We start from the raw sequence: 15,613 nt of genomic DNA on the forward strand, positions 1-15,613 counted from the left end.
GGTAATATTAATATATTTTTTTAATATAGATATATGAGAACAAACGGCAAGGAGTGGTGTAATAAGATTCCTGCCAGGAAGAAGGATGTAACGCTTTGTTTGTTGTAGTAATTAACGTACGAAACAGGTTAAAGGGATAAGCATACAAGTATTTTTTTTTTTGAAAGTCAGTTTGTAAGAATATATGATAAACGGGGTAAAAATTTGATGAACTATCTGGAAATAATGAAATGGAAAGGTTACATATTTTTGAAAGAATTATAGGAAACAGATCAACTTAATAAAACTGGACAATATAGGGGGAAAGAAAGGTAATCCACTTCAGAAATATTAATACTTTGTACAATAATGTGCTTAAACTACACCAGTTTTTTATTAACGAAGCAATTATTTAATAAGAGCTTGATATCTCATATTAATACAAGGTATTTTTGAAAAAAACAGATTAAATGGAAAAAATTGACTTTATCCATATTCATTGTGGGTTAAAAGGTATTGAGTTGATTTCGAGGGGGGAGCTGGGGCATTAGCTTACTTTATGGTAAGGTCTAGCTATTTTTTTGAATTCTTCCTAATTTAATTATAGCATTTAGAAAATGGTTAATATAGACTTTTTATGCTCATTTACTGCTGCTAAAATCAATAGAACATTAATGTTTAGGAGAGATGGAGAATGAGTTCTGTGGTTCTCGGTTTTCAGGAAATGGACAAAACGCAGCTTATGCTCGTTGGAGGAAAAGGGTTAAATTTAGGGGAATTATCAAAAATTGAAGGAATACAAGTTCCAGAAGGATTTTGTGTTACAACAGTGGGATATCAAAAAGCCATCGAACAAAACGAAGTGTATCATGCTTTGTTGGATCAACTAACAATGCTTAAAGTAGAAGATCGAGATCAAATTGGTGAAATCAGCAGGAAGATTCGACAAATCATTATGGAAGTAGAAATTCCTTCTGATGTTGTGAAGGCGGTTACTCTCTATCTCTCCCAATATGGTGATGAACATGCTTATGCAGTGCGTTCTAGTGCAACTGCTGAAGATTTACCACATGCCTCTTTTGCCGGTCAGCAAGACACCTATTTAAATATCATCGGAAAAGAAGGCATTTTGCAACACATCAGCAAATGTTGGGCTTCCCTATTTACGGATCGTGCCGTAATTTACCGTATGCAAAACGGATTTGACCACAGTCAAGTGTATTTATCCGTTATTATTCAACGGATGGTGTTTCCACAAGCTTCAGGAATTTTATTTACTGCTGATCCGATTACTTCCAATCGAAAGCTATTATCTATCGATGCTAGCTTTGGACTAGGAGAGGCCCTTGTCTCGGGCTTGGTATCTGCCGATTGCTATAAAGTACAGGCAGAGGAAATCGTCGATAAGATGATAGCAGCTAAAAAATTGGCTATATATGGACTAAAAGAAGGTGGAACAGAGACCCAGCAGATCGATCCCGATCAGCAAAAGACACAAACACTAACTGATCAACAAATTTTACAACTAGCACGCATCGGAAGACAGATCGAAGCTTATTTTGGTTCCCCGCAAGATATTGAATGGTGTTTAGTTGATGATACATTTTATATCGTCCAGAGTCGTCCAATCACTACTTTATACCCCATCCCTGAAGCAGGTGAGACCCACGAAAATCGCGTCTATGTATCTGTTGGTCATCAACAAATGATGACCGACCCCATGAAACCATTGGGATTGTCTTTTTTCCTTTTAACGACTCCTGCACCTATGCGTAAAGCTGGTGGAAGGTTGTTTGTTGATGTTACCCCTATGCTGACTTCAGCTGTTAGCAGAGAAACTTTATTGAAAAACATGGGACAACACGATCCGCTCATCAAAGACGCACTTACGACTATCATAGAACGAGGAGACTTTACCCAATCGTTACCAAATGATAAAAAAGAACAGAATCCCGGTAAAAGCAAGAAAGGTATGTCATCTGCAGGTTTTCAAGCACAAATCGCAAACGATTCGACAATTGTTTCTGATTTGATTAAGAGTAGTCAAACATCGATAGAAGAGTTAAAACAAAACATCCAGACGAAATCAGGATTAGATTTATTTGATTTTATTCTAGAAGATATCCAGCAATTAAAGAAGATTTTATTTGACCCACAAAGTTTGGGTTTGATTATGGCTGCTATGGATGCTTCAACATGGATCAATGAAAAAATGAACAAGTGGTTAGGTGAAAAAAACGTAGCAGATACGCTTTCTCAATCTGTACCAAACAATATTACTTCGGAAATGGGGCTGGCGCTATTGGATGTAGCAGATGTGATTCGCCCTTATCCAGAAGTAATTGATTATTTACAGCATGTAAAAGATGATAACTTTTTGGAGAAAATAGGTAAGTTTGAGGGTGGACTGGAAAGCCAAGATGCTATCAATGCTTATCTCAGCAAATATGGAATGCGATGTACCGGAGAAATCGATATTACTAAAACTCGTTGGAGCGAAAAACCTACTACACTTGTCCCCCTGATTCTTAGTAATATCAAAAACTTTGAGCCTAATGCTAGCAAGCGAAAATTTGAGCAAGGGCGACAGGAAGCTTTGAAAAAAGAACAAGAGTTATTAGGGCGATTGAAGCAATTACCGGAGGGTGAACAAAAAGCCAAAGAAACAAAACGAATGATCGACCTAATCCGGAATTTCAGCGGCTTTAGGGAATATCCAAAATACGGCATGGTTAATCGCTACTTCGTTTATAAGCAAGCTTTACTGAAAGAAGCCGAACAACTCGTACAAGCGGGCGTTATTCATGAAAAAGAAGATATATACTATCTCACTTTTGAAGAACTTCACGAAGTCGTATGCACAAATAAATTAGATTACCCAGGTTGCTTGGTCGAGCAGCAAGCAGAGCTTGCGACCAGACAGATCATCAGCAAACGAAAAGACGAGTACAAATTATATGAAAAACTAACTCCTCCACGTGTTATTACGTCTGATGGTGAAATCATTGTAGGTGAGTACAAACGAGAAAATCTCCCAGCCGAAGCTATTGTAGGTCTACCTGTTTCTTCCGGAGTAATAGAGGGACGCGCTCGTGTCATCTTAACCATGGATGATGCTGATTTAGAAGATGGAGATATATTAGTCACTGCCTTTACTGACCCTAGCTGGACACCATTGTTTGTATCTATAAAAGGACTCGTCACCGAAGTTGGTGGATTGATGACACATGGAGCGGTTATTGCACGTGAATATGGCTTGCCAGCAGTTGTAGGTGTGGAGAATGCTACCAAACTGATAAAAGACGGGCAACGAATTCGCGTGCATGGAACAGAAGGGTATATCGAAATATTATAATTGCTGAATACCTTACAGTATGAAAGATGTTATATTGAAATGTTTATCTTTTGTTATTGAATAATTATTTTTATGTTTTAAGGTTTTTTGTTCAACTAAAGGGGGCGTTAATCGAAGGATTAACGCTTTTTTTGTTGAAGTTATTAAGAGAAACGTGGCAGTTAAGTGGAATAGTAGCGAATAAATAGAAACTTATGATGATGGAAATAACTGTTCCAGCCCAAGTCCAAAAATCATCAGCGTGTTTCAATCCTATTACCCAAAATACTTCAAAAAAAGCAGCCACAATTTAATCCAGTTTTTGTTCATCTATATGACACCTCCGGTTTTATTTTTCTCCAAAAAGTCAAAAAAGCCTGAGAGAAAACTGTAAAACCATTTCTCCCATGCTTTTATCCTTCCGTGACACAGTAAAGCTGGGAGTTTTCACTCGGACCAGACCAACTTTAAGTTCGGAACTTTAGAAAACAATAATAGTATTCCATAGTAGGGACTAATTTTGTGAAAAACGCAGGAAATATGTAACTGGTACCGAATTAATCATTATACTCGGAACAATAGGTGCAGAAGGTTTATTTTGATATTTGTTAGTACTAATTGCACTTGCTTAGTTTTTGAATAGTTCCTTACAGACAAACCGGAGGTGCATAGTGAAAGAATCGGTGATGAAGTTTTATGATGACCTTTCAGAAGATTACCACCTTATTTATTCCGATTGGGACTGTGCCATAGTACGTCAAAGTAAGATTTTGGATCAGTTGATAAAAGATAATCTACCTCATTTAAAAAACAGTTCAATCTCACTCCTAGACTGCTCCTGTGGTATAGGTACACAAGCAATAGGATTAGCAAAAATGGGGTATAGAGTTACAGCAACGGACTTAAGCCCTGCTTCAATTAAGAGGGCCGAAAGAGAGTCTGAGTCACGCGGGGTCGAAATTACCTTTGGTGTTGCGGATTTTCGTTCCTTGACGGAGGATGTTTCCGGAGAATTTGATGTAGTTATATCAGTTGATAACGCGATTCCCCATCTTCAATCAGATGATGATCTACAATTAGCTGGCCATAATATGTATTCAAAATTACGTCAAGACGGCTTATTGCTTATTTCAATAAGGGACTATGATGCACTCTTACACGATAAACCAAGAGCCACTCAGCCAAATGTCTTTGATAACGGGAAACTGATTACTTTTCAAGTGTGGGATTGGCATGATGATTCAAAAACGTATACTGTAAATCAATTTATGATTCAAGACAATAATGATCGGTGGGAGACAAAACATTTTTCAACAAATTATCGTGCTCTTAAACGCCAAGAGCTTAGCACAATTCTAATATCCTGTGGATTTACTGATGTCAGGTGGCACATGCCTGAGGAATCAGGTTTTTATCAGCCGATGGTTACTGCGCGTAAACAGTGAATATCAAAAGGTGACTTATATTCGTTGTAGTACAACAATAACGGAATAACAGACGTATATAATGATCAACTTAAGGGGGTTATTATGTTATTAAAATTGGACAATGAATTTAGCCTAACACAAGCTAATTCAAATGATTTTGCAATACATTACACAACTTATAGAGAAAATGTATTTTTTAGACAAAGTTGGGAAAGACGTGTAGCTATTTTTGGAGATGATATCCCTTGTTATTGGTTGTTACATAATGGGGGGCGTATTGGTGGTGTATGCTTACAACCTAATATGCTATGGTCTTTTTTCTTAGAACCACCATTTACAGATATTTATAGTGTATTAGTATGGTTGAAAAAGTACTTGATAAAGATATCAGACTCAGCCATGCCTATTGAAGTAATAGGAATATTGCCTTATCAGGCTGAACATTTTTTGCGATTAGGGTTTAAACCGATTGAAACAAGACGCATTATGATTAGACCTACTGAGAAATTTGGAATGGTTGACTTTGGAAATGAATTTTTAATAAAGACTCCAACTTTAGAAAATTTAGAAGTAATAGCACAGCTTTCATACAAAAGTTTTTTAGGGGCCGACAGTATTGGCTACCCAACAAAAAATACAATCGAACAACAAAGATCAGACTTAAAGTACTATTTCAAGCATACCACTGAAGATTTGTTACGAAAGTCTTCTTGCCTTGTTTTCGATAAAGAAAATAATCAATTAGTTGGAGCTTGTTTAATATCTATGTGGGAAGATCTACCGTTAATATCAAACATTGTCGTTGACAAAAAATACCGAGGGAGAGGTATAGCTTCAAATTTATTAAGACATTCTTTATCTAATTTGAAAGAAAAACATGATGTTATTCGTCTCTTTGTAACTGTAGGAAATTCAGCCGAGTCATTGTACTATAATTTAGGATTTTTACCAGGAATGGAACAAATTACATACATTTTACCTTGTAAAGAATAATTCGCGTTATTTATCAATTGGATGCTTTACTCCAGAAGGACTAAAGCATTTTTTTGTGAACTTCTTATTGGGTTAATGGGGCAGTTAATAAAATTATTACTTAGTATTGAAAGAGAGTGCATTGCTTATGAATATCACAATTGAACAAGTAAATTATGATAAAAAAACTGTTTTGAGACATCTTATTGAATTGTACAATTATGACTTTAGTGAATTTACGAATGATGATGTTAATGAGATTGGTTTATATGACTATAAGTACCTAGATAACTATTGGAATGAAGCAAGCAGATTTCCATTTTTTATTAAAGTTGATGGTAAATACGCTGGATTTGCTTTAATAAGAAAGATTAAAACTGATACGGGTATTAATAATTCAATGGCTGAGTTTTTTGTAATGAAAAAGTATAGAAAAATGGGAGTAGGTAGAGTAGCTTCTTTAAATCTATTTGACAAATATAAAGAAAACTGGCAAGTGTCCATTATAAAGGAAAATAACATAGCTAAAGAGTTTTGGAAAAAAATCATTTGTAATTATACAAATGGTAATTATAGAGAAAACATAAACGGAGAGGGCGACACTGTATTTTCTTTCAAAGGATTTAATTAGTATCTTTAACGAACAGGTTCCGGTTGTCCAATAAGGGCAATCGTTTCTTGCGCTAAGCAAGCAGATTAGCTTAAGAAGGGATTTAAGACTTCTTAGGAGAAATCAATTAGAAATAAGGAGATCCTTTCCTGCAAATATAATCACCAAGGGGATTTTTATGGATTATAAAATTGTGTTTTTCGATATTGATGGAACCATTACACATCATAGGGATGGCAGTATTTCAAGTAAAACCAAAGATGCAATAAAATCCTTAAAAAGCAAAGGGATAAAGGTTGTGGCTGCAACTGGAAGACCGTTGTCTATGTGCAAGGAAATCGAGGAAATGGGAATAGATACGTTTATTACAGCAAACGGAGGCTATGTTAAGCATAAGCAAATGGTCATACATAAAATAACTATGGATAAAACAATTGTCCAAGAAGTGGTTGAATTTTCAAAAGTAGAGAATCACGCTCTTTCATACTATAACGAACAATTTAGTATGAATGGTGTAAAACAAGAGGAAGTATTACTAGCCTTGAAGGAAACTTTATCATTAGATGTTTACCCTACAATAAATCCACACATTTATCATGAAGAGGTATATTTAATGTGCCTATTTGTGACTGACGATGCTCTTGAAAAATACATTCATAAGTTTCCACATTTAACATTTAAAAGATGGCACCCTTACGTATTAAATGTTTTACAAGAAGAAGTGTCTAAATCCTTAGCTATATTAAAGGTTCTACAGTATTTTGGCATTGATAAATCTGAAGCTATTGCCTTTGGCGACGGTGAAAATGACATAGATATGTTGGAATTAGTTGGGCTTGGAATAGCTATGGGGAACGGGAATGAAAAATTAAAAAAAGTTGCAGACTTCGTAACAAAAAAATCTGGAGAAGATGGTATTGAATTCGCGTTAAAAAAATATAGAATCATTTAAATAAGAAAATGTTAAACGAGTAAAGTTCAATCCCAACTACCATTGGAGGCAGCTTATATTCTTATTATGCTAACTAAGCAGATTAGTTTATTTTTTAAAATATCCCGTAGCTATGACTATATAATCTAGTCCCGGACGTACGGATTTCATTTCGTATTGTGCCGTAAGGGCAGCGAAAGGTATGAGAAACGAATGATTATGACACAAAAAGAAATGTTGCACATTGTGCAATCGCAACTTGCAATTGACCTGAATTGCACGATCGATGACTTGAATGGCGAAAATGACAGTATTATTTTTGTGGAAGCTAAAGAAAATCCCGGATGCCGGCCATTTCGGAGGAATGAGCGTTATTTTGAAATTGTGTCTATGGGGAAATCGATTGTTGTATCGGCTACGCCAGAACGGTTGTTAATTGCCAAAGCGCAGATGCAAGGTAAAGACAGGGATACCGTATTTTCCTTGCCATTTATCAGAGGTCTTTACTTGCACTATCTGCCTGACCTGAAAAGAATAAAGCCCGTCTTGCCACCGGAAAATTTTTCATTTGTACTGATTGAGCAAGATGAAGCCATCAATTTACTTGATGTTACAGGATTCAATAATGCAATTATCTATGATACGGATCACCCCTGGCAGACTAATTTGGCTGTGCTTGCAAAGAAAGGTGGGAAAATTGTTGGTGTGGCGGGTGCAAGCAAAACTTGCGCAAAACTGTGGCAAATTGGCATAGACGTATTACCTGAATATCGTAATTTTGGATTAGCGAGTTATCTAGTAAACACGTTGACTTTTAAAATATTGGAACTTGGAGATGTACCGAGTTATGACGTAATTGCCAGTAACCTTGCTTCACAAAAAGTGGCTCAACGATCAGGGTACTTTCCCGGGTGGGTGTCAGATTGGAAATGCGATTTTAAAGGATTAGAAACTTTACCGTCTAATTAACTGTCTTGTGCTGCTATCTCAAGAATACAAAAAATCGAAGCTGGCCAACGGTCAATCGCTTGAACTGCATTTTCAAATCAATTATGCTTAATCATTAAATTTGGATCATCTCCATTAAATCGAAAAGTGGAATAAGGAATATTCTATTATAAAAAAACATAACTCATAGTATATGGCTTTTTTACTCAATATTATGGCTATTTGTTGAATCAACATATTGATGTTCTTTACCTAAGGAGGAAATTATATGGATTGGTATATATGGTTTGCAGTAATTACCGCTATTGTTATTATTATTGGGAAAAAACCATTGAAAAAGAAATAATCCTGGTTGAACTAACTTGGAGTTTTCCTTAAATGATCTGGCTGCTAAAAAATGCAGCCTTTTTTTTTCAACTAAGTGAATCAGTTATAAAGAAGAAAAGTTTTTAAAATTCTTACAATCTATTGATAAAGGATGAATCGTATTATATATTTATATAAAATGGATAAGCGCTTACTTCATTATTAGGACATTCTTATGGAATGTCGATTATTAGCTATATATAGAAAGCGTTTTCTATTATTTTTTTGTAGAATTAAGGTAAGCGCTTAACCAAAAACACGAGGTGAATGATATGAAAAAAGTAAACGTAGGGATTATTGGGGCAGGGAGGATTGGTCAGTTGCATGCTGACAATATGTTGCGATCGAATGTTATTAACCTAAAAGCGATTGCTGATATCCATATCGATCATTTGAAAGGCACGCATTTTGAGCAACAAATCTCGCTTATTTCAACAGATCCTAAAGAAATACTTGAGGATCCATCTATCGATGCAGTTTTTATTTGTTCCTCCACAGATACGCATGTGCACTTTATAAAAGCTGCTGCAAAAGCTGGAAAACATATTTTCTGTGAAAAACCAATTAGTTTTAACATTGAAGAGACAAGAGAAGCGCTAAAAGCAGTTCAGGAAGCTGGAGTAAAGCTTCAAGTTGGTTTTAATCGTCGTTTTGACCAACACTTTCGAAAAGTGTATGAAACGGTTAGAGAAGGAACAGTTGGAAATCCCCATATTATTAAAATTACTTCACGAGATCCACAACCACCACATGAAGAATACATTAAACGTTCGGGCGGCATGTTTATGGACATGACGATTCACGATTTTGATATGATACGCTACCTTTCCGGTAAAGAAGTAGTAGAAGTATCTGTAAAAGCTGCAAATTTAGTTGACCCTATATTTGAAAAATACAATGATGTTGACACTGCCATCACGACACTTACGTTTGAAGATGGTTCACTCGGTGTTATAGATAATAGTCGACAAGCGATGTATGGTTACGACCAACGCATTGAAGTATTTGGCGACTTAGGGGTTGCCTTTGCTGAAAATGAAAGATATACGAATGTTCAAATTGCAACTAAAGATTCCATCCTCTTAGATCATCCAAAATTTTTCTTCCTTGACCGTTATAAAGCAGCATTTATGTCTGAAATTCAAGAGTTTGCAAATGCAATCATAGAAAATAAAGCGGTTTCTTGCAGTGGTGAAGATGGCTATAAGGCCGAGTTAATAGCTCTCGCTGCGAAAGTTTCAGTGAAAGAAAAACGTTCGGTATCTCTATCCGAATTGGAAAAGGAGGATGTACGTGTCTAAATTACTCATTAAACCTCAGAACCGTGATCATGAAGGGAAAATTTTGCACATCTCACCGGAATCTGCGAATTGGCAGTATGTTGGTTTTGAAGTTTACTCTTTAAAGGAAGGGGAGGAATTAACGAAACCAACCGAAAAAAATGAAGTGTGCCTTGTGTTATTAAGCGGAAAAGCTGACGTACATACAGATAAAGAAACGTTCAGCGACATTGGTGAGAGAATGAGTGTTTTTGAAAAGATCCCTCCGTATTCTGTATATATACCAAATGATGATTCTTATACGGTGAAAGCCTTGACCGATTTAGAGATGGCTGTCTGTCTAGCACCTGGAAAAGGAAATTATCCAGCTAGACTAATTATGCCTGAAGATGTAGGACAAGAAGATCGTGGATCAGGAAAAATGAGTCGGAAAATCCATAATATTTTACCAGAACAAAAAGAGGCTGATAGTTTGCTAGTCGTTGAGGTTTTTACACCAGATGGGAATACATCTAGTTATCCGCCACATAAACATGATGAGGATCGCTTGCCACATGAATCATACTTGGAAGAAACATACTACCACAAGATTAACCCGACTCAAGGGTTTGTTTTTCAACGTGTTTATAACGATGACCGAAGCTTGGATGAAACAATGAGTGTTGAACATCGAAATGTTGTGTTGGTCCCAGAAGGATATCATCCGGTGTCAGCCGTTGCTGGTTATGAATCCTATTATTTAAATGTGATGGCTGGTCCGAAACGAACTTGGAAGTTTTATAATGATCCAGATCATGAGTGGCTATTTCAAAAATAAAAGAAAGGATGATAAACAATGTACAATTTGAATTTTAAACAAGAGCGTTCTCTTGATTTAGTTGGAATTGGAAGACTTTGTATTGATCTAAATGCAGATCAATTTAACCGCCCAATGGAAGAAACGTCGTCTTTTTCAAAATATGTTGGAGGTTCTCCGGCGAATATTACGATTGGCGCCTCAAGGTTAGGTTTGAAAACAGGGTTTATTGGTAAGGTAGCTAACGATCAAATGGGTCGGTTCATCGTTCAATATTTAAAAAATAATGATATCGATACTTCCGTAGTTTCCGTTGATCAAACTGGGGCTGTGACGGGACTAGCTTTTACAGAAATTAAGAGTCCAGAAGATTGCAGTATTTTAATGTATCGGGATAATGTTGCGGATCTAAAACTGGATACGACGAATGTTTCTGAAGACTATATTAAGCAATCAAAAGCTTTGCTCGTATCCGGTACTGCGCTCGCGGCAAGCCCTTCAAGAGAAGCGGTATTTTTGGCGCTAGATTATGCTCGTAAGCATGATGTTGTCGTCATAATGGATTTGGATTATCGTCCGTATACATGGAAATCTCCGCAAGAAACAGCGGTGTATTACAATTTGGCTGCTGAAAAATGTGATGTCATCATTGGCACACGTGAAGAGTTCGATATGATGGAGCAATTTGAAATAGACTTCTATCAAGATGATCAAAAAACAGCACAAAAATGGTTTGATTATCATGCGGAAATCGTGGTCATCAAGCATGGTTCGGAAGGATCAATCGCTTATTCGAAAAACGGTGATTCCCATAAAGGCGGCACATTCAAAACGAAAGTATTAAAAACGTTCGGAGCAGGAGACGCATATGCGTCGGCATTTATTTTCGGTTTGATGAATGGTTGGGATATCCCGAAAGCAATGGAATTTGGAAGTGCTTCAGCAGCAATTGTCATTTCCAAACATAGCTGTTCAGATGCGATGCCAACGAAGAATGAAATTGATGAATTTATGTCTGAAGCTGTTGCGATTGATTAATAAACTTGGAGGTTTTAAACATGACTCAAACGAAAGTGCAGATTTTACAAAACTATATAGATGGGGAATGGGTAGGCGCCAATACGACGAAAACGGAAATTGTCTATAACCCGGCAACAGGGGAAGAGCTTGCTCATGTTCCTATTTCTACGAAGGAAGATGTAGACGCTGCGGTACAAGCGGCGGCAGAAGCGTTCGAGACTTGGAAAGAAGTTGCGGTACCAAGGAGAGCACGTATTCTTTTTAAATATCAGCAACTCCTAGTAGAGCATTGGGATGAGCTAGCAACACTTATTACGAAAGAAAATGGGAAAAATTTTACCGAAGCTCACGGGGAAGTGTTGCGTGGTATTGAATGTGTGGAATTTGCAGCTGGTGCACCAACTTTGATGATGGGAAAACAATTACCATCCATTGCTACTGACCTTGAATCCGGAGTTTACCGATATCCTATTGGTGTGGTCGGAGGAATTACACCTTTTAACTTTCCGATGATGGTGCCGTGCTGGATGTTTCCAATGGCCATCGTAACAGGGAATACCTTTGTTCTTAAGCCTTCAGAAAGAACACCATTACTTGCAAATCGACTAGCACAATTATTCGAAGAAGCAGGATTGCCAAAAGGAGTGCTCAATATCGTTCATGGCGCTCATGATGTCGTCAATGGTTTATTAGATCATAAAGATGTAAAAGCAATATCGTTTGTAGGCTCTCAACCTGTAGCTGAATATGTTTACAAACGTGGAACACAAAATTTAAAACGAGTTCAAGCGCTTGCTGGAGCAAAAAATCATTCCATTGTGTTAAAAGATGCAAACTTGGAAAATGCAGCAACGCAAATTATGAATGCAGCATTTGGGTCTGCTGGTGAACGTTGCATGGCGGCTTCCGTAGTGGCTGTTGAAGAGACAATCGCTGATGAGTTTATTGAAACTCTCTTACAGAAAACGAATGAAATTAAAATGGGTAATGGATTGGATGAAGGTGTTTTCTTAGGTCCAGTCATTCGTGAACAGCATAAAGAAAGAACTTTGCAATATATTGAAAAAGGCGTAGAAGAAGGTGCACGCATTGTTCGTGACGGTCGCAAAGACGTAGTGAACGGAGAAGGCTATTTCGTAGGTCCGACTATTTTTGACACTGTGACAAGCGAAATGAAAATTTGGCAAGATGAAATTTTTGCTCCTGTATTGTCAATCGCCAGGGTAAAAAATCTTGAAGAAGCTATTGAACTTTCTAATCAATCACGTTTTGCCAATGGCGCCTGTATTTTTACAAAAGACGGTGGAAATGTTCGCAAGTTCCGTGAAACGATCGATGCAGGCATGCTTGGAGTAAATATCGGAGTACCTGCCCCAATGGCATTCTTCCCGTTCTCGGGATATAAAGATTCCTTCTATGGAGATTTACATGCGAACGGAACAGACGGTGTGGAATTTTATACGAGAAAGAAAGTTGTCACTGCGAGGTGGGTGTAAGAATGTAAGTACGAAAGCTTGTATTCCGAATCTACGAGGAATCACAGTGAGATTAAGAGAGAAGTAGTATTTGAAAATCTTTGAGTTATTGAGGCCATAGGTGTAACTGAATTCATTGGCCAAGGCCCTCAATAAGTTTTTAGAGGTCTTGGGCCGCTCTGATTTTACAGATGAAAGTCCTCAATCCGGCTATTGAGGCCTTTATCGTAATTAAAATCATCGGCCAAAGCCCTCAATAAGGTTATAGAGGTCTTGGGTCCCTCTGATTTTACAGATGAAGGTCTTCAATCCGACTATTGAGGTCTTAATCGTAATTGAATTCGTTGGCCAAAGCCCTCAATAAGGTTATAGAGGTCTTAAGCCATTCTGATTTTGCAGATAAACGACCCCAATCCAGTTTTTAGAGGAAAAAGTGTCGCATTTTCTAGGGAGTTAAGAGTGTCAGTATAGTTACTAAGAAAATTAAGTGAATTTTTTTTGGAGCCTTATTAATAAAAAAACAAAAGACTGAGGTGAGTTTTTTGAAACTGACAACTGCTCAAGCGTTGATTAAGTTTTTGAATCAGCAGTATATGGAAAGAGATGGCAAGGAGCAAAAACTTTTTAAAGGTATTTTTACGATTTTTGGCCATGGAAATGTTCTCGGGATGGGTCAGGCATTGGAAGAAGATAGTGGCGATCTTGAAGTATATCAGGGACGAAATGAACAAGGAATGGCCCATGTGGCGACGGCCTTTGCAAAACAAAAGCACCACGGGCAGTTAATCGCTTGTACGACATCGGTCGGCCCTGGTTCGGCAAATATGGTTACAGCGGCTGCCACGGCAACGGCTAATAATATTCCATTGCTTCTGCTTACAGGAGATACGTTTGCGACCCGGCAACCAGATCCGGTTCTCCAACAAATCGAACAATCTTATAATCTAGGAATCTCCACGAATGATGCATTCAAGGCTGTGAGTAAATATTGGGATCGAATTAATCGTCCTGAGCAATTAATGTCTGCCATGATCAATGCGATACGTGTGCTGACGAATCAGGGAGATGCTGGTGCTGTCACGATTGCTCTTCCTCAAGATGTTCAAGGTGAAGCATTTGATTTTCCAGAGTCATTTTTTAAAAAGCGTGTTTATACGATTAATAGAATAAAGCCAACGGATCGTGCTCTGCATGAAGCAATTGAATTAATTAAAGGTAAGAAAAAGCCACTCATTGTCTGCGGTGGCGGTGTCCGTTATTCAGAAGCGGCAAGCACTCTGCGTGAATTTGCTGAAACCTTCCATATTCCTTTTGCCGAAACTCAGGCAGGGAAAAGTGCTATTGAAAGCACGCATCCACTTAATTTAGGCGGAATCGGTGTAACAGGAAATGCAACAGCAAATACGATCGCAAAATCCGCGGATTTAGTCATCGGAATGGGTACAAGATTTACTGATTTTACGACTGCATCGAAACATCTTTTTCAATCAGATGATGTTGATTTTATTACGATCAATATATCTGAATTCCATGCAGGAAAATTAGATGCCACTCAAGTTGTGGCTGATGCGAAAACTGCATTGGAAACATTTACAGAGAAGTTGAATGAAATTCAATATAGAAGCTCCTATGAAAATGAAATAACAGTTGCGAAAGAAGCTTGGCAAGCTGAGTTAAAAAGACTATACGAAACCAATTTTAAATCAGAAGATTTCAAACCAGAAGTGGCGGGACATTTGGACGACACACTTACTGAATATGAAGAAGTTTTCGGTTCATCCCTCACACAAACAGCGGTGATCGGTGCCATCAATGAAACAATCGATGGTGATGCCATCGTTGTCGGTTCTTCCGGTAGTTTACCAGGAGACTTACAAAGAATGTGGGTTAGTAAAGCGCCAAATACGTACCATATGGAATACGGCTATTCATGTATGGGTTACGAAATTTCCGGTGCGCTTGGAGCAAAAATGGCTGCTCCTGACCAAGAAGTGTATGCATTTGTTGGGGATGGCAGCTATTTAATGCTTCATTCCGAGTTGATTACGAGTATACAAGAAAATAAGAAAATCAATGTGCTTCTATTTGATAATGCGGGCTTCGGCTGTATCAATAATCTGCAAATGGGAAATGGAATGGGCAGCTTCGGTACAGAATTCCGCATGCGTGATCAAGAAACGAACCAATTGACCGGACCGATTATGCATATTGATTATGCGCAAAGTGCTGCGGGATACGGCGTGAAAACTTATACAGCCAGAACTCTTGAACAATTGCGTGATGCACTGGAAGATGCAAAAAAACAAACCGTTTCCACTTTAATTGATATTAAGGTTCTACCTAAAACAATGACAGATGGATACGGAGCATGGTGGCATGTTGGGGTTGCAGAAGTATCCAAAAAAGAATCGATTCAAGCAGCTTTTGAAGAAAAAGAAAAACAACTGAAAAAAGCGAGACAATATTAATAGGGGG

At 37.6% G+C, this 15,613-nt stretch carries 11 protein-coding genes and 1 pseudogene; 11 read left to right on the plus strand and 1 reads right to left on the minus strand.

The window, feature by feature from the left end:
- Nucleotides 1-673 precede the first annotated feature (673 nt).
- Entirely contained in the window at nt 674-3,334 is a 2,661-nt protein-coding gene (gene ppsA, locus KHA93_RS00540; RefSeq protein ID WP_213108933.1) for a phosphoenolpyruvate synthase, read from the plus strand.
- 181 nt (nt 3,335-3,515) lie between these two features.
- Here ppsA and KHA93_RS00545 read toward each other — a convergent pair.
- Nucleotides 3,516-3,643 (minus strand): annotated as a pseudogene (locus KHA93_RS00545) (QacE family quaternary ammonium compound efflux SMR transporter); the annotation flags it as partial.
- A 341-nt stretch (nt 3,644-3,984) separates the two neighbouring features.
- Here KHA93_RS00545 and KHA93_RS00550 point away from each other — a divergent pair.
- The 10 genes from KHA93_RS00550 (at nt 3,985) to iolD (ending at nt 15,606) form a co-directional block, all read left to right on the plus strand.
- Complete coding sequence (locus tag KHA93_RS00550) at nt 3,985-4,758, plus strand: class I SAM-dependent methyltransferase (protein WP_213108934.1); 774 nt, start codon at nt 3,985-3,987, stop codon at nt 4,756-4,758.
- 84 nt (nt 4,759-4,842) lie between these two features.
- Nucleotides 4,843-5,733: a GNAT family N-acetyltransferase gene (locus tag KHA93_RS00555; RefSeq protein ID WP_213108935.1), complete on the plus strand. Its 891-nt coding sequence runs from the start codon at nt 4,843-4,845 to the stop codon at nt 5,731-5,733.
- 127 nt (nt 5,734-5,860) lie between these two features.
- Nucleotides 5,861-6,343: a GNAT family N-acetyltransferase gene (locus tag KHA93_RS00560; RefSeq protein ID WP_213108936.1), complete on the plus strand. Its 483-nt coding sequence runs from the start codon at nt 5,861-5,863 to the stop codon at nt 6,341-6,343.
- Between the two features lie 157 nt (nt 6,344-6,500).
- On the plus strand, nt 6,501-7,274 hold the full coding sequence (locus tag KHA93_RS00565) for a Cof-type HAD-IIB family hydrolase (RefSeq protein ID WP_213108937.1): 774 nt from the start codon (nt 6,501-6,503) through the stop codon (nt 7,272-7,274).
- Between the two features lie 198 nt (nt 7,275-7,472).
- Nucleotides 7,473-8,222 (plus strand): GNAT family N-acetyltransferase, encoded by a 750-nt coding sequence (locus KHA93_RS00570; RefSeq protein ID WP_233711001.1) that lies wholly within the window; start codon nt 7,473-7,475, stop codon nt 8,220-8,222.
- A gap of 617 nt (nt 8,223-8,839) precedes the next feature.
- Nucleotides 8,840-9,868: an inositol 2-dehydrogenase gene (iolG, locus tag KHA93_RS00575; RefSeq protein WP_213108938.1), complete on the plus strand. Its 1,029-nt coding sequence runs from the start codon at nt 8,840-8,842 to the stop codon at nt 9,866-9,868.
- The gene (iolB, locus tag KHA93_RS00580; RefSeq protein WP_213108939.1) at nt 9,861-10,664 is read left to right on the plus strand and encodes a 5-deoxy-glucuronate isomerase; all 804 of its coding nucleotides are present in this window, start codon (nt 9,861-9,863) and stop codon (nt 10,662-10,664) included. Before iolG ends, iolB begins: the two co-directional genes overlap by 8 nt.
- A gap of 18 nt (nt 10,665-10,682) precedes the next feature.
- A complete protein-coding gene (gene iolC, locus KHA93_RS00585; protein WP_213108940.1) occupies nt 10,683-11,681 on the plus strand; it encodes a 5-dehydro-2-deoxygluconokinase in 999 nt (332 codons plus the stop codon).
- A 20-nt stretch (nt 11,682-11,701) separates the two neighbouring features.
- Complete coding sequence (locus tag KHA93_RS00590; protein ID WP_213108941.1) at nt 11,702-13,159, plus strand: CoA-acylating methylmalonate-semialdehyde dehydrogenase; 1,458 nt, start codon at nt 11,702-11,704, stop codon at nt 13,157-13,159.
- A 512-nt stretch (nt 13,160-13,671) separates the two neighbouring features.
- Nucleotides 13,672-15,606 (plus strand): 3D-(3,5/4)-trihydroxycyclohexane-1,2-dione acylhydrolase (decyclizing), encoded by a 1,935-nt coding sequence (iolD, locus tag KHA93_RS00595; protein ID WP_213108942.1) that lies wholly within the window; start codon nt 13,672-13,674, stop codon nt 15,604-15,606.
- The last annotated feature ends 7 nt before the right edge of the window (nt 15,607-15,613 follow it).

Source organism: Lederbergia citrisecunda (assembly GCF_018343695.1).
Classification (GTDB): Bacteria; Bacillota; Bacilli; order Bacillales; family Bacillaceae_C; genus Lederbergia; species Lederbergia citrisecunda.

Excerpts from the sequence above, each read along its gene's own strand:
- KHA93_RS00570 (WP_233711001.1), top strand. The coding sequence starts at position 7,473 with ATGACACAAAAAGAAATGTTGCACATTGTGCAATCGCAACTTGCAATT.
- iolG (WP_213108938.1), top strand. The coding sequence starts at position 8,840 with ATGAAAAAAGTAAACGTAGGGATTATTGGGGCAGGGAGGATTGGTCAG.
- ppsA (WP_213108933.1), top strand. The coding sequence starts at position 674 with ATGAGTTCTGTGGTTCTCGGTTTTCAGGAAATGGACAAAACGCAGCTT.
- iolC (WP_213108940.1), top strand. The coding sequence starts at position 10,683 with ATGTACAATTTGAATTTTAAACAAGAGCGTTCTCTTGATTTAGTTGGA.
- KHA93_RS00560 (WP_213108936.1), top strand. The coding sequence starts at position 5,861 with ATGAATATCACAATTGAACAAGTAAATTATGATAAAAAAACTGTTTTG.
- KHA93_RS00590 (WP_213108941.1), top strand. The coding sequence starts at position 11,702 with ATGACTCAAACGAAAGTGCAGATTTTACAAAACTATATAGATGGGGAA.
- KHA93_RS00565 (WP_213108937.1), top strand. The coding sequence starts at position 6,501 with ATGGATTATAAAATTGTGTTTTTCGATATTGATGGAACCATTACACAT.
- KHA93_RS00555 (WP_213108935.1), top strand. The coding sequence starts at position 4,843 with ATGTTATTAAAATTGGACAATGAATTTAGCCTAACACAAGCTAATTCA.